Origin of the sequence: Liberibacter crescens BT-1, assembly GCF_000325745.1 — a bacterium.
In the GTDB taxonomy this organism is placed as follows: Bacteria; Pseudomonadota; Alphaproteobacteria; order Rhizobiales; family Rhizobiaceae; genus Liberibacter; species Liberibacter crescens.
Genome location: NC_019907.1, coordinates 1,210,717 through 1,233,281 on the forward strand (window position 1 = coordinate 1,210,717; position 22,565 = coordinate 1,233,281).

Genomic DNA, 22,565 nt, shown 5'->3' on the forward strand with positions numbered 1-22,565 from the left:
TTTAAATTTTGGATGCAATATAGACAATTGAGTGATTCGTTTTCAAAATCTGAAAAAGAAAATTTTTTTGCAATGATATCGCGTTTAAAAGCACAAGGTATTGTTGACTCAACCTTATTTAATGCTTTTGAAAAAACTCCACGCTCTATTTTTGCACCTCCACATTTTATTGATGTGGTATGGTCTAATCGTACAATTCCTATTGAATGCGGATCCTTCATGGAAGGAGCAGATCTTGCTGCAAGAATGATTCATCATCTCAAAGTAAAAGCTGGACATAGGGTTTTAGAAGTGGGAACAGGAAGTGGTTTTACAGCAACGGTCATAGCTCAAATAGCAGAGCGTGTTTTTACGATTGAACGATATAAAACTCTTGTAGTAGCAGCACAAAAGCGTCTTGAAATTTTATCAATAAATAGCGTTATTGTTCGCCAATATGATGGATCACGTGGTATGTCTATAGAAGGAACATTTGATCGCATTTTTTTAACAACTGCGTTCCCTTCTCTTCCTCGTGTTTATGTTGATCAACTCGTTCCTGGTGGCTTAATGATAATACCCTTGATATTTCCTAACAATGAATGCAAAGTAGTACGAGTTACCAAAACTGGACACTCCCTTGAGCAAGAAGAGCTCTTTCAAGCACCTTATCTTCCTATAACACCTAAAATATCATTATTTCTTTAATCCTAGAAATATATTTAATATAATTTTAATTCATAAAACTCTAATTATTTGGAATACTTTAATTGAGCAGTAACCCTAATTATTATAATATGCTTTAAATATATTTACTGGTATTGTAATGTGTACTAACAATTTATGTTTTTTTAAAAAAAAATTAAATGAATTTCTATTATCGATAACAATAGTAGGAATAATCTCAGGATGTAGTACAACAAAGACTGATCCGATATTTATTTCTCCTACCAATAATCAAAATCCACCTGAAAATAATACAAAATACCTACCTGTTCCAGATATTGATGTTGGCACTAACAGCTTAGAACCACTACAAGCTACAGAAAATACCATCAATAATAATGAACCTCTGTCTAATCAAACTTATCCAGTATACCAAACGGAACCTATTGAAAGAGTTGAGAGAACCTCTCTCTTTCAAAAAAAAGCAACTCATAGCAACCTCTCAGTAAATAAACCTGCAGCAGCAGCATCAAAAAATGCACATATTTCTAATCATACAAATTCTTTCAAAAAAAATAAGAAAAAAACTATTTTTCTTTCAGAGAAAAAATCATCTTCTTTGTCGTCTTCTACAACTAATAGCTACAAAACAGAAAATAAACCTGTAAATTCTAAACAAAAAGAACGTTATAATAACAAATCTGTTGAAAACAAAAATATATATACGGTACAAGTAGGAGACACCTTAGAAAAAATCTCACAAAAAATGAATATAAATGTTAACTCGTTAAAGGTAAGGAATAATATCACAGGAGATGCAATAAGGCCTGGACAAACTTTAGTAATAACACAAGAGAATTCTTCTGGAAAAGCGATTGATTCTTCAATAACAGAAAGCAAAGGAAAACCGCTTAAAAATGTTGTATCAAAGAATAATATCAATCTTTCTAAAAACTATGTAAAAAATTCGACTGTTCCTAACACTCAACAAAAACCGACTTTAAATGATAAAATTCCTAAATTAACAGGCATTGGAAAATATCGCTGGCCAGTTACAGGTACTATAGTTAATTCTTTTGGGAAAAATAGTGCTGGACAGTATAATGATGGCATTGATATTTCTGTCCCTTCAGGTACCGCTATTAAAGCAGCAGAAAATGGAGTTGTTATTTATGTTGGGAATAGTCTCAAAAAATTGGGCAATACAGTTTTAATCCGTCATGCTGATGGAATAGTTACTGTTTATGGACACGCTGAAAGTATTTCAGTACAAAGAGGGCAAAAGGTTCAGAGAGGTCAAACAATTGCAATTTCAGGTATGAGTGGTGATGCAAAACGTCCCCAAACGCATTTTGAAATTCGGAAGAATGCTATAGCACTCAATCCTTTGAACTTCCTTGAATAAAAGTTATAACAGAGAATATAAAAATGCTTCCTTCGCTTTCATTTTTTTTTCGTTTAGCTGATACGGCAAAAGCAGAAACTTTACCGCGTTTTCGGAAAAAAAATGCAGTAATCAATAAACAACAATCTGGATTTGATCCTGTAACAGAGTGCGATCGAACTGCTGAATGGGCTATAAGAAAAATTATCTTGCAAGAGTTTCCTGACCATGGAATTTTGAGCGAAGAATATGATTCTATACGATTAGATTCAGAAAATATTTGGGTCATTGATCCTATAGATGGAACAAAAGCATTTATATCAGGATTACCGTTATGGGGTACTATGATCGGATTTCAATACAGGAAGAAATCAATCTTAGGCCTTATTGATCATCCTTTTACAGGAGAACGTTATTTTGCTGATGGCAAGAGCTCCTATTATTGGGGACAAGAAGGCAATCGTATTATTAAAGTACGCACATGCTCATCTCTTTCCAATGCTATAATTTTTACAACCAGCCCTTCCCTATTTTCTCCCAACGAATTAGAATACTACAGGCTTGTAGAAAACTGTTGTATACTATCGCGATATGGTGCTGACTGCTATGCTTATACTTTACTGGCATCTGGTTATATCGACTTGGTTATTGAAGCAGACCTTAAACCCTACGATATAGGAGCTGTTATTCCTTTAATTGAACAAGCAGGTGGTATTATAACGAACTGGAAAGGTGAACGAGCAGAACAAGGTGGCCGAATTTTAGCTTCTGGATCAAAAGAGGTATACCATGAAGCTCTTTCTATTCTTTCTCAATGCCCTACATCATAAAATGATATCGTAGCTCCGAAGATGTTTTAGAAAATTACTATCAGTTGTAACTCAAGGATTATGAAAACTCCTTATCACTGCAGACAATTCTCACCAAAACGGTAAATGAATAACCTCATCTTTTTTAACAATTCTATACTTATTAACAGGTGGACAGGAGCTGTTTCTCAGAAAAACTTTAATTAAATTCAATAAATATATTTTGATGGTTATCAGCTAATACATTCATTTAATGAATAAAGTTTACTAATATTCAGTTATAAATACATATATACATGAAGTGGATCTTTTTGACTTTAAATTCTTATTAAACAGTATATATTAATATTAATATACTTTTAAACGGTATGAATCTTCACCTCTATGAAAAGCTTTTCAAAAACTCTCTCTAATACACATATTTTTATTAAAACTCTTAGAAATCTATGGCCTTACATGTGGCCTGAAAATAGAACCGATTTAAAAATAAGAGTTGTCGCCTCTATATTTTTTCTTGTGGCCTCAAAATTAGTCTTGCTGAGTGTACCTTTTTTTTTCAAATGGACAACTGATTCTTTAAATACACAATTGCAATCATCTAACATGTTAACTGAGTTTGGTATAGGAGCCATCGCTTTAACAGCAGCCTACAATTTGATGCGACTTCTAAATGTTTTACTAGCACAGTTGCGTGATATCTTGTTTTCCAAGGTCGGACAAAATGCAGTACGAGTTTTAGCGTGTCATGCTTTCTCTCAAATACACAATTTATCAATGCGATTCCATATCCAACGTAAAACAGGAGCTTTGTCTAGAACAATAGAACGCGGTATTAAAGGAATAGAAACTACTACTCGTGTCATAACAGTTTACTCCTTCCCAGCGATACTAGAATGTATCGTTTCCATAGCTTTTTTATGGTATAGTTATGGTGCTCTTTATTTTATAATAACATGTATTACTATCGTTGCTTATGTATGGTTTACAATAAAAGCAAGCAATTGGCGTATTAATATTTTTAAAGAAATGAATAAAAGAGATTCGGAAGCTAATAATAAAATCATTGATTCTTTAATCAACTACGAAACAGTAAAATGTTTCTGTGCTGAACATATAGAGATTAAAAATTTTGATTCTTCTATGTCAAAATACGAAAAAGCAGCTATCATTATTGCAAACTCACTTGGATGGCTTAATTTAGGTCAAGCAACAATCTTTGCTCTCGGAATGACTGTAATAATGTTAATTTCAGCTCATACCGTACAACTTGGACAACAAACTGTAGGTGATTTTGTTCTGATAAATGCATTACTTATCCAGCTTACTGTTCCTCTTAATATTATGGGAACAATCTACCGTGATATTCGTCAAGGGTTATTTGAAATTGAAGATTTATTTCATATAATCAATGAAAAACCAGAAATAATAGACGTTAAAAATGCGCCTTCTTTAATCATTAAAAAAGGAACAATATCTTTTAAGGATATCTATTTTTCCTATGATATAGAAAAACCTATTCTTAAAAACATGAGCTTCGAAATTCCTTCTGGACATACAGTCGCGATTGTTGGGAAATCAGGAGCTGGAAAATCAACTATTTCTAGGCTTCTTTACCGCTTTTATGAAATTCAAGATGGATCTATTTCTATTGATGGACAGGATATTCGTTCTGTAACGCAAAAATCACTGCGGGCTGCAATTGGAATTATCCCGCAGGATACAGTGCTCTTTAATAACACAATAGCGTATAATATCCTCTATGGCCGTCCAGAAGCCTCTGAAAAAGAGATGATTCATGCAGCAAAAGTTTCCCAATTAGACGCATTCATTGAAAGTCTAAAAGAAGGCTATAACACTATAGTAGGTGAACGTGGATTAAAATTATCCGGAGGAGAAAAGCAGCGTGTTGCTATAGCGCGTGCCATTATCAAGAACCCACCGATTTTGATTTTTGACGAAGCAACTTCCGCACTTGATACAATTACAGAAGGAAATATACAGAAAGCTCTAGAATCATTATCACAAAATCGAACAACACTGATAATTGCTCACAGACTCTCTACTATTGTAAATGTTGATAATATTATTGTACTTCATGAAGGTAATGTTCTTGAACAAGGAACCCATGCAGAATTATTATCCTATAATGGGATGTATGCATCAATGTGGACAAAACAACAAGCAGCTTTACAAGCAGAAATAGAGTTAAATCGAATATTCTCTAGTAAAAAACATTGATAAATTCGCTAGATGAAATTTAATGACTTATATTTTCATTATAGCTAAACTAAGCTAGAAATTAGTTTTAAAAAAATGTGCATTCTCTTTCATTGAGGTATGCCAATCAATTTTTAGGAGAGTTTTTTATGCAGATTATACAGACAATAAGAAAAATGATGGTACCTATCCATCGCCAAGGATGGCCATTCGTTATCATTTTAGTTTGTATCTCTATTTTTTGTAGTTTCACAATCGACTTCTTATTCTGGCCAAGTCTTATAATGACAGCTTGGTGTGCCTATTTTTTCAGAGATCCAGAACGAGTTACCCCTCTTGATAATGATTTGGTGATCAGTCCTGCTGATGGACGAGTATCGTCTATATGTACGGTTGTTCCACCACCAGAATTAGAACTTGGCACAGAACCAATGATCCGTATTTCCATTTTTATGAATATTTTTGATTGTCATATCAATCGTGCTCCTGTTAGCGGTGAAGTGATCAGAAGTGTACATCACAATGGTCAATTCATCAGTGCTGATCTTGACAAGGCCAGCGAACAAAATGAAAGACATAGTGTCCTCATCCAGACAATCCATGGCAAGATAGGCGTCATACAAATTGCTGGGTTCGCAGCTCGAAGAATAATTTGTTGGATAAAACCTACTATGAAAATAGATGTAGGAGAGCGCTTTGGTTTAATTCGTTTCGGTTCACGAGTGGATTTATTTTTACCAGAACATGTTAATATACGTACTGCAATTGATCAACGAACTATCGCAGGAGAAACAGTGCTTGCTGAATTTAATTCGTCTAGAAAACCTATGATTAGCTATCACAATTAAAATGACAAATCTGCTACCATGACGAAAAATATAAAGCCAGAAGTTTTACCTATACCTTCTATCAATTCTTCTTCACAAAATTTTTCACGAGGCCCCCGTCTTCGTGAAATATCCCTTAGATTAATTTTTCCTAATTTAATCACTGTTCTTGCAATTTGTTCAGGACTTAGTGGAGTAAGGTTGGCTTTAGAACAAAGCTATGAAAAAGCTGTCTTTATGGTACTCCTGGCAGCTTTTCTTGATGGTATTGATGGAAAGGTTGCTCGCATGATGAAAGCAACTTCAAAATTTGGTGGGCAGATGGACTCTCTTGCCGACATTGTTAACTTTGGAGTAGCACCATCTTTAGTTGTATATATTGCTATATTACATAAAGCGCATCCTTTTGGTTGGATTGCAGCTCTTCTTTATACTGTTGCTACAAGCCTCAGATTAGCACGTTTTAATATTATGAATGAGCGTGATAACAAAGCAACCTGGCAAGATGAATATTTTGTTGGTGTACCTGCACCATTTGGTGCAATATTATTGCTTTGTCCAATGTATATAAGTTTTCTAAATGTGCCTATAACAACAACGTATAGCTATATTTTCGCAGCTTACACTATAATTATTGGTTTTCTTCTCTGTTCACGACTCCCTGTTTGGTCAGGAAAAATAACATTTAAGAATATCCGTCGAGATTTAGTCTTACCAGCTATCCTTAGTGCAGTCATCTACATAGCATTGATTATGAGCTTCACTTGGGAAGTTTTGACGGTTAGTGTATTTATCTATATCATATTACTACCACTGTCAGCTCATTCCTGGAAAAAACGCTATGGAACATTAATTGTAGATACGGCTACAAGCAATGATCCCAATACTCAGGATCAAGAAGACTTTGCAGAACATATTTAGATTTATAAAGCCCTCTGAAATTCAGTATCATAATATTTCAACTGTTAACGCGCACGCCTCCTTTTAACTGAATGCCAATCTTATTAAGACCTACATCTTTTGAAAATTTATCCAGATCAACTTCATTATTACCGGTATAACTATCGTCGCTAGAAGTGGCACAGGATAATGCAAGTTTTTTAGTTCGATTAGAAACATCACCAAATGCATATGTAAATATGCGTATCCCCCTCTGTTTCATCTCTTTACAGAGGCTCAAGGTTTTCTGATCATTCGTAATGTCATTATTATCAGTTAAAAATTCTGCAATAACATATTTTTTTACGATCTTGTTATTCTTCTTTTTCTGTTCTGATGCTTCATAGGCCGACGTCAGCTTATCATAAGCGACCTTCATGGCCAGATAGTTGTTCGTACCAGGTGTAGGAGGACTCCCCTTTTTAATCCGAGCTATATTTTCAGGAGTCTGCCAAAATAAAGTTCCATTTGAATCATCACCAGGATAAACTTGACCCGCATACGAAATTTGTCCCAGTAATAAATAGCTCCCCAAATCAATATCTGTCCGCTCAAACAATGATTCCGCTAAATCACTATTTGCAGTTTCATGCATTGCGTATTGATTTTTGCTCTTAGAATAAGAAAAATCTTGTACATATTCAACCGAGACACCAATTCTTTTATCAGGATTAGGAAGAACAGCCTTTGATACACTACTCGTTGATATTATTACTGAACCCTGACTTGAAATATATCTTTCAAAAGAAAAAGAGCTCAGGGGCATATCATAAAAGGTAACAGCCTGAATGTTATATTCAGGTGAATCATGATAGGCCTTCTCAATTGTAACCTTTGCATCCTTAGAAAGTTTTTGAGCTATGCTCTGAGTAAAGAGATTTAATAATTGTTTTTGCAAATGATCCCTGACCAATGCTGTCATCGCGGCCACATTAATATTGACATCAGGATTAGTGTTTGCTTTTTTAAAAATTGCTGAAGCAGCCGTTAAAGTAGCAGCATCAGTTGCTTCCTGCAATGAACTACGGGTCATAATCATCCTGGATGTATCAATGGCAAAGCCTACCATAGAAAGCAAAACCGGCATCAACAAGGCTGTTAATATAAGAAAATTTCCCTTACGACATAAAAATATCTTTTTAAGAAAGTACATTCTAGTAAACTCATATGTATAAATTAATTATGATTTTTATTTATTGAATAAAATATCAATTTTATAAAATAATCTTCTATGAACCTACCCTAAATCCTATTATCTGCTTCTCAATGAACTATTATAAAATCCTGATGGAAAAGCGATCTTCATTATGAATGATAATCTCTAAAATGAATTTTCAAAAAATATTTTTTTCTGTGGTAATGAATATCATAAATTTGAGATCATCATTGTTGATTTTTTGTAACTTAGCCATAATTTTTATATAAGGTATGTTTAATAAAACATCTAAAATTTAATTTTTAATTAACTTAAATATACTATCGGCCAAAGAAATGAACTCAAAAACCACATCAATAAGTATTTCATTAAATGATTTATGAAAATGATATTAAAAAACAGAGGAAATTTGTATTTTTATACTATGCAAAAATTTTTATAAAAGATCCTATATGAAATGGAAAAGATGTACATTATCTGTCTGCAAAAAGAGAGTCTCCAATACAAATGGCAAATAGGATATAAAGCGGTTCTACTTTTAAAAGAAAAACTAAGATGTAGGATAATATGAAAAGATATATTCGTTCTTTAGTAGGATCAGGTGTATGGCACCATTATAGTCATATGTTTAACTCAGGAAAAGATCGTACCGATTTGAAAAGTACTTCAAAAAAGTAAAAAAAACAATATACCTTTATCGCGATTAAATCAATTTCTTCGCAATAAAGATGATTCCTTATATCATACATCGTCTACATTAAATACCGAACATAAAAAACCGTCACTATCAAGATTATATTCCTTAGCGGTAGGTAGAAAAAATAATACTGCGGTACATCATCAAATGTCATCTCCATCAAATAATCAACACTCAAGAAGCTTTCAACCCCAATCAGATAACTCCTTGATTACATTTGATAATGTTGGATTGCGTTACGGTATCGGCCCAGAAGTTTTAAAAAATCTCACTTTTGATATCCCTAAAAGTTCTTTTCACTTCTTAACCGGACCCTCAGGTGCAGGGAAAACCACACTTTTACGCTTATTATTCATGTCTCTTCAACCAACGCGTGGTTTAATCCATAGTTTTGGAAAAAATGTAGCAGATATCCCTCGAAAAGAATTACCTTTTTTGCGACGTCGTATTGGTATTGTTTTCCAAGACTTTCGGCTTTTGAAACATTTAACAACGTATGAAAACGTAGCACTTCCATTACGGGTGCGTGGAAAGGAAGAAGCAAGCTATCAAACTGATGTTCTTGAATTACTTAAATGGGTTGGACTTGGTGAACGAGTGAATATGCCACCTCAGATTTTATCTGGCGGAGAAAAACAGCGTGTTGCTATTGCACGTGCATTAATTGATCGTCCTGAAATACTTTTGGCTGATGAGCCTACTGGTAATGTAGACCCACCAATGGCCCGCCGTTTGCTAAAGTTATTTCTTGAGTTAAATCGACTTGGGACAGCAGTGATAATTGCTACTCATGACATAACTCTTATGGATCAAATAAGTGCTAATCGTATGGTTCTTTCAGAAGGATACCTAGAGATCCATGAATAGAAATTTAGAAGTATATTTACGTCGTACAGAAACAATCATCCCGTCTGCAACTATACAAGGAGATTCTTTGATGGTTGTAATTGCAATTATGTCATTCTTAGCATGCTTAACTTTAGGTATTGTTAGTATTCTTCATTCAACTACAGCGCGATGGAAAGGACAGATTTTAAACGAAGTCACGGTTCAAATAAATCCTGAAGAAAAAGTAGATATGGATGTTATCTTAAAACGCGTAAGAGATATCGTGCTTTCAGTTGCAGGTATAAAAAACGCTCGTATAATTAGCGAAGATGAAACCAAAAAACTATTAGAACCTTGGTTAGGCTCTAATATAGATACTGCACAATTACCTATACCACGTTTGGTTGTCATTTCGATTAATCCAAACAGTCCGCCTGACTTTCAGGTGATGAGAACACTCCTGAAGGAAACGGCCCCTCAAGCTATTCTTGATGATCACCGTACATGGATTAATCGTCTTATTTCTATGTCAAGAACAACAATCAGCATTGGCATTGGTATTGTTTTTCTTGTATTTATTGCTATGATATTAACTGTAATATTTGCTACACGAAGTGCTCTTTTAAGCAACCGCCATATTGTAGAAGTACTTCATTTCATTGGTGCAGAAACAATTTTTATTGCTAATGCCTTTCAAAGACATTTTTTAAAAATTAGCATTAAGGGAGCTATGTCTGGTGGGATATTGGCAAGTATGGCTTTTCTATTGGCAAATTATTGGTACAAAAGATCAATAACAACTGCACAGACTGATCAGGCAGCTATTTTATTTGGCTCCTTTTCTTTAGAAGCCAATGGATATATAGGAATCTTTATAACAATGATTATTATTGCTTCTCTCACAACACTTACAGCCCGCTTTACCGTTATAAATACAATTTGGGATATTGATACTATTCGTTCAGATCCATCAAGAATGGATAACATAGAGAATATATAAAGAATTTAAATGAATGATATTGATAAAAAGAAAATACTTTTTTCTCTGTAATTTATTTCTACCGCATAGTCTGTATTATATCCTCATAGTCTTTGGTACACTATTTTTAGGTGGATTTTTATGGTTTTCTATATTAATTATGAACATGGACATACCAGAAGATCCTTCTGCTAACGCTATTGTAGTACTCACAGGTGCCCCGCAGCGTATAGAAAAAGCCCTGGAATTACTCACAAAGAAAGTAGGTAAACGATTGCTTATATCAGGAGTTCATCATTCAATAAGCAAGAATCAACTTCAACAAAAAACCCACGCTACAAAAGATTTTTTTGAATGTTGTGTTGATATAGGTTATAAAGCACTTGATACTATTGGTAATGCAAAAGAAATATCAGACTGGGTGCATAAACATAATTATCAACGTGTTCTTGTGGTTACAAACAATTATCATATGTTACGCAGCTTCTTAGAGCTAAGACGTGTAGATACAGAAACAGAATTTATTCCATATCCTGTTATAATAAAAGACTCTAAACCTGAAAATTACGTATCAAAGTTCAAGATTATCAAAACTATGTTTATAGAATACACTAAAACTTTTCTTGCACTTCTACGAATAGCATAATTACTTGCCTATAACATAACTTAATGATAAATATTCCACATGCCAAGTCTTATAATAACTTACATTCGATCTGCAGTCTTTAATATTCTATTTTATCTTATCATATTGATATCTCTTGTTGTTTCACATCTACTTCAATTCTTTATGACACGAAAACAACATTTTGCTTTAGGAAAAAGCTGGGCAAAAATACAGAATTTTCTACTAGAAAAAATTACAAAAACAAGTTTTCAAATTGAAGGACTAGAGAATCTCCCGAAAGGAAAGTGTATCATAGCTGCTGAACATCAAGCTTTTTGGGATACTTTTGCCTTATGGCCTTGGTTAGAAGATCCTACATTCATACTAAAACACACAATACTGTGGATACCTCTTGTTCGCTCATACTGTAAAAAACAAAAAATGATTGGAATAAACCGCAAAAAAAACATACCGTCATGAAAAAAATTATAAAGCGTTCACAAGAAGCAATGAATGATAATCGCCAACTTGTTATATACCCTGAAGGAACAAGACGTATTCCTGAAGCAAAACCCGTTTATAAAAAAGGTATATCCTATATATATGATTCCCTTCAGGTCCCAGTCATACCAATAGTAATGAATTTTGGATTATTTTGGCCACGCAGAAGCTTAATACGATACCCAGGAAAGTTTAAGGTCCGTATTCTTCCACCCATACCCCCTAATATGTCAAAAGATGTCTTTTTTATACAACTCAAAAAAACAATGGAATATGAAAGTAATCGACTTTTATTAGAAACTATCAAGGATAACCCACATATACCTTTTAAGAAACTATCAAAATAATTGGCTATATTTTAAAAAAATCTTTACCTGTAAAAAGTGCAGGATAAAAAATAAAGACTATAATAAAACCATTTATTTATGTGTTAATATTACTAATATGTCTTTTTTAAAAATCTCCCTTTAGACCAGACTTGCATGCTAAAACTATTGAACTTGCTGCTTTATTTCTGTCATAAAGGATTTTAGACCTTGCCTGTAAAAAGGATAACAGAATTGACTGTTGGAGAATATAATGTCTTTACTAAGAAAGGTCTCTCATAATTCAAAATTTCAAATTTTTATGGGATTTATTATTGCTTCCTTTATAATCACCTTAATTTACATAGGATTATGTCTATATACAGTCCATCAACTCAAGAATCGTATTTCTTCTGAAATTATTGCAAAAAAAATTGAATGCACAGATTTAAATGTTCAATTTTCATATTTCACAATTATTCTCAACTGCTCACAATTAGCATTTAAAAATAATAAAACAAAAACAACCCTTGCAGTTGGCGGATTAAAAATTATTGGATCAATATTCAATCCCCAAAAAATATCTTGGAATTTGCAATCCCCTGCAAAAATCTATAAAAACCCTCAATTTATCCTCTCAGGACAATGGGAGAGCTTTTCTTCAAAAATAGAAAATGCTTTGACGAAAGATAAAAACTCATTGACAGTGATTGAACAACTAAAAATAGACATTTCTTCACTACCTTCTATCAATTTAGGCACCCTTACAATAAAAGAAGCAAAAATAGGAGTAAAAAACAACAATCAATATCTAGCAATAAACAGTTCCTTTGATAATACAAATTTTATCTCTGGATACACTCCCTTCAGTTTATCTCCTTTTTCTATAAAAAGTGATGTTTTATTATTCCAAAATCCAAATAAAAACTTAGAAGAAGACATCCTAAGTTTATGCTTTATCAAAGGAGAAGTAAAAAATTTAACTATAGACTTTGGAGATAATCGCCGTATATCGTTCTCTGGACCTTTCTCTTGTAACTTTAATGGCCTGATTTCAGCCAATATACATATTGAAATTGAAAATTTTCATAAAGTAGAACAATTAATTTCTGAATCTTTTCCTATCTATGATCAAACTTATTTTTATCTTGGTAAAATATTAGAAAAATTATCACGTCGCTCAAAAAATGATACGATATCATTAAAATTAAATATATATGATGGTTTTATAAAAGTTGGCTTCATTCCATTAGGAACTATTCCTCCTCTTAAGTAAAAAATTTAAGTCTTATCGAAATCATGTCGGCCAAAATCAGGTTTATCTACATCTTGAGCAATTTCAACGATAGAACGGCGGACATTACGGGTATGAGAAAAAAACTCGAATAGCTTATTACCATCCTGACTAGAAATCATCCTTTTTAAAGATGTAAGATTTTTTATAAACAAATCTAACATTACTAAAATTGCATCTTTATTATGTACACAGATATCACGCCACATAATAGGATCAGAAGCTGCCAAGCGTGTAAAATCACGAAAACCAGATGCTGAATATTTTATGACTTCTGATTTTACAACTGTCTCTAAGTCCATAGCTGAAGTGACCATATTATATGCAATAATATGTGGTAAATGAGATACTATTGCCAATACCTGATCGTGATGGAATGGATCCATATGATCAACATGCGAACCAAGAGCTTGCCAAAAAGCCTGTACACGATCTAAAGCGTGTTGATTGGTATTAGGAATCGGAGTAAGAATACACCACCTATTTCTGAATAACCCTGAAAAACCAGCATCAGGTCCTGATTCTTCAGTGCCTGCAATAGGATGCCCAGGAATAAAATGAACACCTAAAGGAATATGAGGTTGTATTTGTGAAATCACTGAAACTTTAGTAGATCCAACATCAGTAACAATAGAATCTGCTTTTAAATACGGAGCGATTTCTTTAGCAATATTTTCATATGCGCCAACGGGTACAGAGATTATAATAAGATCAGCATCTGTTACTGCCTCAGACATTGAAAGAGTATAGTGAGTACCAAGATCGAGTTTCTTTGCTCTCATTAAAGTGATATCACGACGTGTTGACACTACCAACTTATCTGCAAGCCCTAGAATTCGGATATCTCGTGCTATAGAAGAACCAATCAATCCAATTCCAATAAGTGTAATATGTTTGAAATGAGGCTTATCCATTAATGTTAGGCCATAAATTCTTTAAGAACATTAATCACCCCTTCATTAGCGTCTTTACATCCAATTGACATCCTTAATGCATTGGGCAATCCATAACTATCTAAAGCTCGAAGGATATAACCTCTGCTTGTAAGAAAATTATCAGCATCAATTGCACGCTTACCATCTTTATTCGGAAAATGTATTAACAAAAAGTTTGCAACTGAAGGAGTAACCTTTAAACCTATTTTATCTAATTCATAAATCATTTTTTCACGCCAAAATATATTAAATTCTACTGTATTCCTTATAAACTCTTGATCATTAACGGCAACTGTTCCTATAGCGATTGCTATGGAATTAAGATTAAAAGGATTTCGAATACGATTTAAAACATTAACAACAGAAGGATTCGTATACAGCCAACCAATGCGCAATGCAGCCAAACCATAGGCCTTAGAGAAAGTACGAGTCATAACTACATTTGTACTGGAATTGACTAACTTTAAACCTGAATCATAATCATCTTTTCTTACATATTCACCATAAGCAGAATCAATTACAAGTAAAACATGATCAGGGAGCATACTAATAAGCCAGAAAAGATCCTTGACCGGAACATATGTACCTGTCGGATTACCTGGATTAGAAATGAAAATAATCTTGGTTCTTTCAGTAACAGCAGAAAGGATAGCATGGACATCAACAACATAATTTTTTTCTTGAACAGTAATAGGAGTAGCTCCCATTGCCTTTATTTGGATTTTATACAGAAGATAACCATATTCAGTAATAATAGCTTCATCTCCTGGACCAAGATAGGCCTTGCACAACAAATCCAGTAGCTCATCAGAACCATTGCCACAAACTATATTTGCAGAATCTATACCATAAACCTTGCCTATTGCTTGTCGCAGTTGATAAGAAGATCCATCAGGATAGCGTTCAAAATTAAATACTGTATTCCGCATGACTTGAAATACTTTTGGGCTTGCTCCAAATGGATTCTCATTTGAAGAGAGTTTATGAAATTGAACAACACCAGGTATAGACGACCTACCAGGAACATAAGCATCAATATCCATAATACCGGGACGCGGTATTGGTCCAGTAAATGTTCTTTTCATGATTTCATCTCTCCGTCTTAAGAATGATCTTTGTGAATGCATTTGAAAAAATATCTATGAGTATAACTTTTTTATAAGAATTTAGCCTTCACAGATTATGTCAATACGCTCTGAGGAATAAGTACAGGTACAAACTTACGCCGTTCCTGAAATTTATGAACTGGTAAGCCCTGATATATAACTTTTCTTACCTCAACTATATAAACCCCAGCAAATCCAGGGCACAGTATACGCCCAACTTTTTCAAATAAATATGGAAATTTATAAAAAAATACTTTGTTCGTTGGAGGAAAAAACATAGCGCCTGAAGTAAAAGAAAGAGTAAAATTTATATCTTCTAAAAAAGAAATTATTTGGTGCAAAAAATAGGACTTTCCGCAACCAAAAGGACTGGATTCCATGTTTGACCACATACCACAGAGGTTAGGAACTATAACAATCATGCGACCATCAGAAGCCAATATTCTCCAGATCTCGTTCAGTATTAAAGAAGGATCTTTCAAAAATTCTAAAGAGTGAATTACCAAAACACGATCAATTGAAGCATCCGGAAGTGGCAATTCTTCTTCAGATACCAATGCTGTTGCAGAAAGAGCCTGGTTTGGCCAACTTATTGCCCCTTGACCAGCAGGCATAAAAGCTAATATACGTTCTGCACGACCATGAAAACTTTCAAGAAAAGGAAGAGGATAACCTAATCCTAGTATGCTCTTATCAGAAACATCAGGCCAAATGTCAAGGAGGACTCTAATAATAGAATCTTTAGCAAAAATTCCAAGACGCGAGTTATAAAAATTATAAAGCTCCAAGACATCGACATACATTAAATACACCTTATAGCTGCATGCCCTGACTTCAAAAACATCCTTGATCACAAAAAAAGGAATTTCAACAAAATACCCGTAATTCAATCACATATTAATATTATCATCAAACTTAATAGAGTTTCAAACATACATTAGATATGAGCTATAATGAATTTTAACATACAAACCTTCCTTTGTCGACCTGATAATATAGGAATCATTATTCACGATAATAAAAGCAAACTCACAGCTACTATTGATACTCCTAATGCAAACGAAATTTTAAAGGTTTTAAACTATCACGGTTGGTCCCTTACTCATATCTTCATTACTCATCATCATGCGGATCATACAAAAGGCAATATAGAACTTAAAAATCACTTCAACTGTAAAATTTTCGCTTCTTGCAAGGAGAAACACAAAATCCCAGGAGTTGATCATGTGCTTTCTGAAGGAGAAATTATACATTTTGGAGATCATAAAGTAGAAGTTATGTTTACTCCAGGGCATACAACAGGACATATATGTTATCATTTTGTGAAAGAGAAGCTTCTATTCGTTGGGGATGTTCTTTTTCGATTAGGATGTGGAAGGTTACTTGAAGGTACACCAGAAGAAATGTTTTCTAGCTTACAAAAGATAGCATCCCTTCCCGAAGAAACACGCATCTATTTTGGTCATGAATATACCCAATCAAATGCACGATTTGCACTTTCTATTGATTGTGATAATGAAGAACTAAAAATACACGCTGCTGAAATAGAAACATTAAGAAAAAAAAATGCTCTTACAATCCCAACAACACTGTCTCTTGAGAAAAAAACAAATCCTTTTCTAAGAACATCTGATCCTGAAATAAGAAAAAAACTCAATATGGAAGATAAGAGTGATCAAGAAATTTTCATTACACTACGAAATCTGAAAGATATATTCTAATATATCAGAGTTACCTATATTTAAAATCCATAGGTTTATTGGTAACTATCCTTAAAAAATATGATTTATAATATCAATTAATATTTCCTGGCGATAATAGTTATAGTACCAATATTTACAGGAATTGATGCATAGACAGGAGCGTATAAGTGGGTAACAGGAGAACGAGCAAACCATACCTCAATATTTGATTTTTGTAGATGTTTGATACTATAATGATCTTTTCTGTATCCCGATTTAGGAATAAAATTCAAAGAACAAACAAAGGCTTCTCCAGAAAAATTCTCCGTCACAAAGTTTTTTTTACCATGAAACAAGAAATCAAGATCATACCGCATTTCACCATCAAATATGAATTGTTTTTTTAGACAAAGCTGATCTTCTTTGAAGGCAAGGAGCCCAGATATCGGATCAATAACCTTAAGCAAATCATTTTCTGATAACTTTATCCAATCATTCAAGAACAAAGTCTTTTTCGGTATAACCTGATACGTTTTTACAAAATCATTCTGATATTTAACTTCAAAAAAGCGTTTTTTTTTCTTATAAATATATGAAAGAATATATGATGTTGAATGCAATTGATCTCCTATAACATCACCCTCGACATTCATACGAGCTGATAAAGAAGAAATCATATTGAATAAACCAATAGCTTTAATGCTTGCTGAAATCCTGTAATGCTTTTCTAGAGTTGATGTTTTGAAAATTGCTTGAGCAATAAGTATACTAGAAAATCTTACATCGTATTCAACAATATGAGATTGTTCTTCAACTGCCCAAGAAAATAGTGGCATCAATAAAATAAATATAATACTTAAAGTGCACCTCATTTTGTATAGTTCCATAGAGAATAAATCTACCTTAAACAACTCGACTAAAAAATTTTAATTTTTTATCCTACTTATATATCTATAAAATTCTATAATAATAAAAGAATACTAGCATCTTTTGAGATATTTCTGTATATTCAGAACTGAAAACGGATATATATCCTTAAGAAAGAAAATACTTTTTAAAGGTAATAATTTTGAAAAGCACTTAATTCTTATTTAAAATCCCAAAAAAAGAGGTATTTAATGTCACGAATATGTGAATTGACTGGGAAAACTGTTATGTCCGGTCATAAAGTAAGTCATGCAAACAATAAAACTAAACGCAAGTTTTTGCCTAATCTTTGTAATGTCACACTTATGTCTGATATTCTTGGACAAAGCTATCAATTACGCATTTCAGCAGCTGCACTACGCTCTGTTGAGCACAATGGCGGACTTGATAATTTTCTTCTGAAGACAAAAGAAAATAGCCTATCTTTGCGCACCCGTCTTTTACGTCGCCAAATTATTAAAAAAAATGCCCTACCTTTATAAGAGTCCGTATATAAAAATCTTTTATATTAACTAAAATATTTATCTTAGGTCTCAAAGTAAATGGAGTATGTTTAAAAATTGGAAGCTTTGCAACTTTATTGTTCAAAAAATGCTTATATAACGCATAAGCTGCATGAGAAATCTTCAGGATTTAAGAAATCTGTTCACATGCAGCACTAATCTCAGTTTTTATTATGGCTCAGAATGAAGATATACAGGGTATATAAATTTAAAATCGGTTTATAAGAAGTTGTTTGACTTCTCTAGAATCTGGAAGAAAAATTATCTCAAACAATTAACAAAAACCTGACTGCTTTAACAATCGATATGCTTGAATAACTGCCCGAAAACGCCCTTCTGATCCACGATCTCCTCCATTAGAATCAGGATGATGTTTCTTAACAAGGTCCTTATAACGGCTTGTTATTTCTTCTGGGGAGGAATCCGCCAAAAGACCCAACATTTCAAAAGCATTTGCTTCCAAAGGCTTAACATAACGCACCATCTTATCACTAGCTATGTTATAGCCATGGCTATTCTTTTTAATAAAAGAAAAACTATCACTTTCTTCCAATTGAAAATAATCATTTTTGCCTTCTGATGAAGGCTGTGCACTACGAATGGCAGAATTCGTTCCCAATACCCAGGTAGGACGATGTCCAGTAATTGCCTCCTTCTGATAACGACCTATCTCGTTATCAGAAAGGCCAGAGAAATAATTATATCCTTTATTATACTTTTTAACATGCTCAAAACAAAAAACAAAAAACTGACCCTCAGCATTCCTTCCTACTGGCGCACGATGCTCACCTGAACGATTACATCCATCCCACTGGCATTTCGGACATACTTTATCAGAATTAGGAACAGACTGTCGAGGACGTTTACGTATACGATCGAAATATTTTGAATCAAGCTTCATAATAACCTATTATGGTCGATGGTAATTAAGAAAACAAGACTTGAAATCATCTCTCTTAGTGTCCAAGTATAATTTAGATGAGGTTATAAAATCAAATGCTCGGAAAAAATATATCTTTAAAAAGCAGAATAGAAGCGAAACTTTCAGATGCATTCCTCCCAAAAATTTTAGAAGTAACAGATCAAAGCAAATTACACATTGGACATCAAAAAGGATTTGATGGCTCCAAAGAAACGCACCTTCATATACATATTGTATCTGAAGAATTTACTGGAATGAAAAGACTTCTACGTCATCAATTAATATACAGATTATTACAAGAAGAATTAAAAAATGAATTACATGCAATAATCATAGAAGCCTTCTCTCCTAATGAGAAAATACATAATTAATACCAGAAATATTGGTTATTATATCCTTCTAAGGTCTACACTCTAATAAATATTCTTCTAAAAAATTCTCTATTAAACACTTAGAAACATTCTCTGCAATAAAAGCTTTTCCTATGCCATGCGTTAATATGAAATTAAGCTGACCATTTGTATTTTTTTTATCCTGCAACATAGCTTTCATAAGCTGCTCAACAGAAGGGAAACTATCCAAACAATCAGAAATATGTGTTGGCAAACCAACTGTCTTCAGATGCTCTATAACACGAGTAGCCTCTTTCAAAGGAGCATAATGAAGACGAACAGAAAGCTGATAGGCAAGACTTATTCCGATTGAAACTGCTTCACCATGAACAAGACAAGAACTATCATAACCAACAGCAGTTTCCAATGCATGCCCAAAAGTATGACCTAAATTAAGAAGTGCACGCTGTCCATATTCATGTTCATCAATAGCAACTATTTTACTTTTGGCTTCACAACTTTTTACGATCGCCTTAACGAGTGATTCACCACCAGAAAATATTTCTTGCCAATTATTTTCTAGCCAGAAAAAGAAATCAGGATCATCAATCAAACCATACTTAACAACTTCAGCATATCCAGCACGAAATTCACGGAGACTTAAAGTTTTTAAAACATCTGTATCAGCAAGAACAAGACATGGCTGATTAAATAGACCAAGAAGATTCTTTCCATAAGTTGTATTAATACCTGTTTTACCACCAACAGAAGAATCAACTTGTGCCATCAGAGACGTTGGAATCTGAACAAACTGAACTCCTCGAAGCACAATTCCCGCAGCAAAACCTGCGATATCTCCTATAACACCTCCTCCAAATGCTATTATAACATCAAAACGCTCTATGCGTGCTTCTAATGCTGCATGACAAATTTCTCTTAAGTAGTTGAAGCTTTTTGTTTTTTCTCCCACAGGAAGAGTAATCAAAGTAACAATAAATCCTGCCTTCATCAAACTTTCTTCTAATTTCTGAAAATGATATTTAAATACATTTGAATCAGTCACAACCAAAGCTTGACGACCCTTGATAAGTGCAGAAATTTTATTACCAGAAACAGATAACATACCACTCCCTACAAGGATATCATAGGAACGTTCTTGAAGATTAATCCGGATAGATTGCATTGTGAAAAAACGATATAACGATATGGAGAAATTATAGATAATATCTATATGTATTTAATTAAAAGAAACAATCTTTTCAATAATTTTATCTGCCATCTCTTCTTTAGGAAGATCTAGTGACTGCATAACAATATCAGCCTGTTCATAAATCTGATAACGTACTTGCATTAATTCTCTAACAGTCTCTTTTGGGTTATCTGTTTTGAGTAAAGGAGCATTATTTCTTTTTTTAACACGCTTCCACAAAAGATCTAAATCTGCCTTAAGCCATAAACATATCCCCCCTTTTTTTATATAAGAACGGGATTCTTCATTGATAAAGGCACCTCCTCCAGTTGCAACAATATAAGGAGAATCTTGTAAAATACGTTTTATAACACGCGCTTCTAGTGCTCGGAATTCATTTTCTCCATATTTATTGAACAATTCTACAATCGTCATAGACGATACGCTTTCAATTTCGTGATCAGTATCTATAAATGGAATTTCAAGAAGACCCGCTATTTTCTGACCAATAACCGTCTTTCCAGCACCCATTAATCCAACAAGAATCAAGTTACGTTTTCCAAGGGCAGCACGAGCACGCAAATAAATATCATTTTTTAAAGTAAATTTATTCATCAGTTTTAATATTTAGCATAAAGAAATTTCAAGTTAAAGAACTATGTTTTTATATAAAAAAACTTGTAACTTGCCTCCCCTAAAGTTTAACATAAAAAATACTAATTCATTATAATAATGCATCTATTAAAACATTTCTTAGATATTTTAATTCCTTTAAAAACCTTTACGTTACGTTGAAAAAAATGGAAACAACAGATATAAGCTGGGCACATTTAGAGTCATTTATAGAAATGATGAGCGCAGAACGCACTTCTTCTATCAATACCCTTTCCTCTTATAAATATGATCTTGAAAATCTTCGATTAACCCTTAAAGAACGTGATATTCCTTTGATTAAGGCAACCTCTGAAGATCTGCGCACATATTTGAAGGATCAATGCCATAAAAATCTTAAAACCAGTTCTCAAAAACGGCGATTATCTGCAATACGACAATTTTATAAATTTGTTTTTCGAGAAGGACTTCGAAAAGATGACCCTAGCGAGACTCTTGAATCTCCTAAAAAAGAAAGGAATCTCCCTAAAATCTTGAACATAACAAATATTGAACGCCTATTACAAAAAGCAGCAGAAGAGGCACAATGTACCTCTAAAGGGAAATTGAAACGCATACAAATGCTTGCAATGATTGAGATTTTATATGCCACCGGTATCCGAGTGAGTGAACTTGTAACCTTACCTGCACACATTCTCAATCTCAAAGAACGTACAATAATCATTCAAGGAAAAGGCAATAAAGAAAGACTTGCTATTCTTTCATTTTCTGCCATATGCGCTCTTAATGAATATAAGACAGCTCTCGCTAAAATAACTTCTGCAAAAAAGGTGCAAAACAATTCTTGGCTTTTTCCTGCATCTTCAAAAGAAGGCTACGTACCACGCCAGGTTTTTGCACGCAATTTAAAAGCCTTAGCAATTAGAGCTGGCATCGAGCCATCCAGTATATCTCCGCATGTAATACGTCATGCATTTGCAAGCCATCTTTTGGAAAAAGGAGCAGATTTACGAGCTGTACAAACACTACTTGGACATACAGACATATCAACTACCCAAATATATACGCATGTATTACAAAAAAATTTGCACAGATTAATCAAAAATTACCATCCTCTTTCAAAAGAAACTCAAAAAAAAGATTGAAACATCTCTACAATCATATTATTT

At 33.4% G+C, this 22,565-nt stretch carries 24 protein-coding genes; 16 read left to right on the plus strand and 8 right to left on the minus strand.

Features of this window, described 5'->3' with window-relative positions; genetic code table 11:
• The first annotated feature begins 12 nt into the window (after window positions 1-12).
• From B488_RS05410 to pssA, 6 genes are all read left to right on the plus strand, one after another.
• Window positions 13-687: a protein-L-isoaspartate(D-aspartate) O-methyltransferase gene (locus B488_RS05410; protein ID WP_015273529.1), complete on the plus strand. Its 675-nt coding sequence runs from the start codon at window positions 13-15 to the stop codon at window positions 685-687.
• A 118-nt stretch (window positions 688-805) separates the two neighbouring features.
• On the plus strand, window positions 806-2,050 hold the full coding sequence (locus tag B488_RS07365; protein WP_015273530.1) for a peptidoglycan DD-metalloendopeptidase family protein: 1,245 nt from the start codon (window positions 806-808) through the stop codon (window positions 2,048-2,050).
• 23 nt (window positions 2,051-2,073) lie between these two features.
• Window positions 2,074-2,859 carry a histidinol-phosphatase gene (gene hisN / locus B488_RS05420; protein WP_015273531.1) on the plus strand — a complete coding sequence of 262 codons (786 nt, stop codon included), beginning with the start codon at window positions 2,074-2,076 and terminating at the stop codon, window positions 2,857-2,859.
• 351 nt (window positions 2,860-3,210) lie between these two features.
• Complete coding sequence (locus tag B488_RS05425; protein WP_425277621.1) at window positions 3,211-5,076, plus strand: ABCB family ABC transporter ATP-binding protein/permease; 1,866 nt, start codon at window positions 3,211-3,213, stop codon at window positions 5,074-5,076.
• Window positions 5,077-5,204: 128 nt separating this feature from the next.
• On the plus strand, window positions 5,205-5,903 hold the full coding sequence (locus tag B488_RS05430; protein ID WP_015273533.1) for a phosphatidylserine decarboxylase: 699 nt from the start codon (window positions 5,205-5,207) through the stop codon (window positions 5,901-5,903).
• Window positions 5,904-5,921: 18 nt separating this feature from the next.
• Complete coding sequence (gene pssA / locus B488_RS05435) at window positions 5,922-6,803, plus strand: CDP-diacylglycerol--serine O-phosphatidyltransferase (RefSeq protein WP_015273534.1); 882 nt, start codon at window positions 5,922-5,924, stop codon at window positions 6,801-6,803.
• Window positions 6,804-6,840: 37 nt separating this feature from the next.
• Here the strand turns inward: pssA and B488_RS05440 are convergent, their stop codons facing one another.
• Window positions 6,841-7,974 carry a TadE/TadG family type IV pilus assembly protein gene (locus B488_RS05440; protein WP_015273535.1) on the minus strand — a complete coding sequence of 378 codons (1,134 nt, stop codon included), beginning with the start codon at window positions 7,972-7,974 and terminating at the stop codon, window positions 6,841-6,843.
• A gap of 907 nt (window positions 7,975-8,881) precedes the next feature.
• Here B488_RS05440 and ftsE point away from each other — a divergent pair.
• The 6 genes from ftsE (at window position 8,882) to B488_RS05465 (ending at window position 13,170) form a co-directional block, all read left to right on the plus strand.
• Window positions 8,882-9,541 (plus strand): cell division ATP-binding protein FtsE, encoded by a 660-nt coding sequence (gene ftsE / locus B488_RS05445; RefSeq protein WP_041770780.1) that lies wholly within the window; start codon window positions 8,882-8,884, stop codon window positions 9,539-9,541.
• A complete protein-coding gene (locus B488_RS05450) occupies window positions 9,534-10,502 on the plus strand; it encodes a cell division protein FtsX (protein ID WP_015273537.1) in 969 nt (322 codons plus the stop codon). The genes ftsE and B488_RS05450 overlap by 8 nt, the downstream gene beginning before the upstream one ends.
• A 139-nt stretch (window positions 10,503-10,641) precedes the next feature.
• Window positions 10,642-11,127: a YdcF family protein gene (locus tag B488_RS05455; protein WP_244422691.1), complete on the plus strand. Its 486-nt coding sequence runs from the start codon at window positions 10,642-10,644 to the stop codon at window positions 11,125-11,127.
• A gap of 39 nt (window positions 11,128-11,166) precedes the next feature.
• Window positions 11,167-11,568, plus strand: a complete 402-nt coding sequence (locus tag B488_RS07455) for a lysophospholipid acyltransferase family protein (RefSeq protein WP_280109462.1) — start codon at window positions 11,167-11,169, stop codon at window positions 11,566-11,568.
• A complete protein-coding gene (locus B488_RS07460) occupies window positions 11,565-11,936 on the plus strand; it encodes a lysophospholipid acyltransferase family protein (protein WP_280109463.1) in 372 nt (123 codons plus the stop codon). The genes B488_RS07455 and B488_RS07460 overlap by 4 nt, the downstream gene beginning before the upstream one ends.
• 232 nt (window positions 11,937-12,168) lie before the next feature.
• Window positions 12,169-13,170 carry a DUF2125 domain-containing protein gene (locus B488_RS05465; protein ID WP_015273540.1) on the plus strand — a complete coding sequence of 334 codons (1,002 nt, stop codon included), beginning with the start codon at window positions 12,169-12,171 and terminating at the stop codon, window positions 13,168-13,170.
• Between the two features lie 5 nt (window positions 13,171-13,175).
• On the opposite strand, the gene B488_RS05470 is transcribed toward B488_RS05465, so the two are convergent.
• From B488_RS05470 to B488_RS05480, 3 genes are all read right to left on the minus strand, one after another.
• Window positions 13,176-14,102 (minus strand): prephenate/arogenate dehydrogenase family protein, encoded by a 927-nt coding sequence (locus B488_RS05470; protein WP_015273541.1) that lies wholly within the window; start codon window positions 14,100-14,102, stop codon window positions 13,176-13,178.
• 5 nt (window positions 14,103-14,107) lie between these two features.
• Window positions 14,108-15,208: a histidinol-phosphate transaminase gene (gene hisC / locus B488_RS05475; protein ID WP_015273542.1), complete on the minus strand. Its 1,101-nt coding sequence runs from the start codon at window positions 15,206-15,208 to the stop codon at window positions 14,108-14,110.
• 95 nt (window positions 15,209-15,303) lie between these two features.
• Window positions 15,304-16,032 carry a class I SAM-dependent methyltransferase gene (locus tag B488_RS05480; RefSeq protein WP_015273543.1) on the minus strand — a complete coding sequence of 243 codons (729 nt, stop codon included), beginning with the start codon at window positions 16,030-16,032 and terminating at the stop codon, window positions 15,304-15,306.
• A gap of 147 nt (window positions 16,033-16,179) precedes the next feature.
• Here B488_RS05480 and gloB point away from each other — a divergent pair, with 147 nt between their 5' ends.
• Window positions 16,180-16,950 (plus strand): hydroxyacylglutathione hydrolase, encoded by a 771-nt coding sequence (gloB, locus tag B488_RS05485; RefSeq protein ID WP_425277622.1) that lies wholly within the window; start codon window positions 16,180-16,182, stop codon window positions 16,948-16,950.
• Between the two features lie 77 nt (window positions 16,951-17,027).
• Here gloB and B488_RS05490 read toward each other — a convergent pair whose 3' ends face one another.
• Complete coding sequence (locus B488_RS05490; protein WP_015273545.1) at window positions 17,028-17,783, minus strand: DUF3108 domain-containing protein; 756 nt, start codon at window positions 17,781-17,783, stop codon at window positions 17,028-17,030.
• Window positions 17,784-18,029: 246 nt separating this feature from the next.
• Between B488_RS05490 and rpmB the strand changes: the two genes are divergently transcribed.
• The gene (rpmB, locus tag B488_RS05495) at window positions 18,030-18,320 is read left to right on the plus strand and encodes a 50S ribosomal protein L28 (RefSeq protein ID WP_015273546.1); all 291 of its coding nucleotides are present in this window, start codon (window positions 18,030-18,032) and stop codon (window positions 18,318-18,320) included.
• A 295-nt stretch (window positions 18,321-18,615) separates the two neighbouring features.
• Here the strand turns inward: rpmB and B488_RS05500 are convergent, their stop codons facing one another.
• Entirely contained in the window at window positions 18,616-19,242 is a 627-nt protein-coding gene (locus tag B488_RS05500; RefSeq protein ID WP_015273547.1) for a J domain-containing protein, read from the minus strand.
• A gap of 95 nt (window positions 19,243-19,337) precedes the next feature.
• Here B488_RS05500 and B488_RS05505 point away from each other — a divergent pair, with 95 nt between their 5' ends.
• The gene (locus B488_RS05505; protein WP_015273548.1) at window positions 19,338-19,634 is read left to right on the plus strand and encodes a BolA family protein; all 297 of its coding nucleotides are present in this window, start codon (window positions 19,338-19,340) and stop codon (window positions 19,632-19,634) included.
• 28 nt (window positions 19,635-19,662) lie between these two features.
• Here B488_RS05505 and aroB read toward each other — a convergent pair whose 3' ends face one another.
• Complete coding sequence (gene aroB, locus B488_RS05510) at window positions 19,663-20,778, minus strand: 3-dehydroquinate synthase (protein WP_015273549.1); 1,116 nt, start codon at window positions 20,776-20,778, stop codon at window positions 19,663-19,665.
• A 54-nt stretch (window positions 20,779-20,832) separates the two neighbouring features.
• Window positions 20,833-21,399, minus strand: a complete 567-nt coding sequence (locus B488_RS05515) for a shikimate kinase (protein WP_015273550.1) — start codon at window positions 21,397-21,399, stop codon at window positions 20,833-20,835.
• A gap of 185 nt (window positions 21,400-21,584) precedes the next feature.
• Between B488_RS05515 and B488_RS05520 the strand changes: the two genes are divergently transcribed.
• The gene (locus B488_RS05520; RefSeq protein WP_015273551.1) at window positions 21,585-22,541 is read left to right on the plus strand and encodes a site-specific tyrosine recombinase XerD; all 957 of its coding nucleotides are present in this window, start codon (window positions 21,585-21,587) and stop codon (window positions 22,539-22,541) included.
• Window positions 22,542-22,565 lie beyond the last annotated feature (24 nt).

Excerpts from the sequence above, each read along its gene's own strand:
- B488_RS05410 (WP_015273529.1), top strand. The coding sequence starts at position 13 with ATGCAATATAGACAATTGAGTGATTCGTTTTCAAAATCTGAAAAAGAA.
- B488_RS07365 (WP_015273530.1), top strand. The coding sequence starts at position 806 with ATGTGTACTAACAATTTATGTTTTTTTAAAAAAAAATTAAATGAATTT.
- hisN (WP_015273531.1), top strand. The coding sequence starts at position 2,074 with ATGCTTCCTTCGCTTTCATTTTTTTTTCGTTTAGCTGATACGGCAAAA.
- B488_RS05430 (WP_015273533.1), top strand. The coding sequence starts at position 5,205 with ATGCAGATTATACAGACAATAAGAAAAATGATGGTACCTATCCATCGC.
- pssA (WP_015273534.1), top strand. The coding sequence starts at position 5,922 with ATGACGAAAAATATAAAGCCAGAAGTTTTACCTATACCTTCTATCAAT.
- B488_RS05440 (WP_015273535.1), bottom strand. The coding sequence starts at position 7,974 with ATGTACTTTCTTAAAAAGATATTTTTATGTCGTAAGGGAAATTTTCTT.
- B488_RS05450 (WP_015273537.1), top strand. The coding sequence starts at position 9,534 with ATGAATAGAAATTTAGAAGTATATTTACGTCGTACAGAAACAATCATC.
- B488_RS05455 (WP_244422691.1), top strand. The coding sequence starts at position 10,642 with ATGAACATGGACATACCAGAAGATCCTTCTGCTAACGCTATTGTAGTA.
- B488_RS07455 (WP_280109462.1), top strand. The coding sequence starts at position 11,167 with ATGCCAAGTCTTATAATAACTTACATTCGATCTGCAGTCTTTAATATT.
- B488_RS07460 (WP_280109463.1), top strand. The coding sequence starts at position 11,565 with ATGAAAAAAATTATAAAGCGTTCACAAGAAGCAATGAATGATAATCGC.
- B488_RS05465 (WP_015273540.1), top strand. The coding sequence starts at position 12,169 with ATGTCTTTACTAAGAAAGGTCTCTCATAATTCAAAATTTCAAATTTTT.
- B488_RS05470 (WP_015273541.1), bottom strand. The coding sequence starts at position 14,102 with ATGGATAAGCCTCATTTCAAACATATTACACTTATTGGAATTGGATTG.
- hisC (WP_015273542.1), bottom strand. The coding sequence starts at position 15,208 with ATGAAAAGAACATTTACTGGACCAATACCGCGTCCCGGTATTATGGAT.
- B488_RS05480 (WP_015273543.1), bottom strand. The coding sequence starts at position 16,032 with ATGTATGTCGATGTCTTGGAGCTTTATAATTTTTATAACTCGCGTCTT.
- B488_RS05490 (WP_015273545.1), bottom strand. The coding sequence starts at position 17,783 with ATGAGGTGCACTTTAAGTATTATATTTATTTTATTGATGCCACTATTT.
- rpmB (WP_015273546.1), top strand. The coding sequence starts at position 18,030 with ATGTCACGAATATGTGAATTGACTGGGAAAACTGTTATGTCCGGTCAT.
- B488_RS05500 (WP_015273547.1), bottom strand. The coding sequence starts at position 19,242 with ATGAAGCTTGATTCAAAATATTTCGATCGTATACGTAAACGTCCTCGA.
- B488_RS05505 (WP_015273548.1), top strand. The coding sequence starts at position 19,338 with ATGCTCGGAAAAAATATATCTTTAAAAAGCAGAATAGAAGCGAAACTT.
- aroB (WP_015273549.1), bottom strand. The coding sequence starts at position 20,778 with ATGCAATCTATCCGGATTAATCTTCAAGAACGTTCCTATGATATCCTT.
- B488_RS05515 (WP_015273550.1), bottom strand. The coding sequence starts at position 21,399 with ATGAATAAATTTACTTTAAAAAATGATATTTATTTGCGTGCTCGTGCT.
- B488_RS05520 (WP_015273551.1), top strand. The coding sequence starts at position 21,585 with ATGGAAACAACAGATATAAGCTGGGCACATTTAGAGTCATTTATAGAA.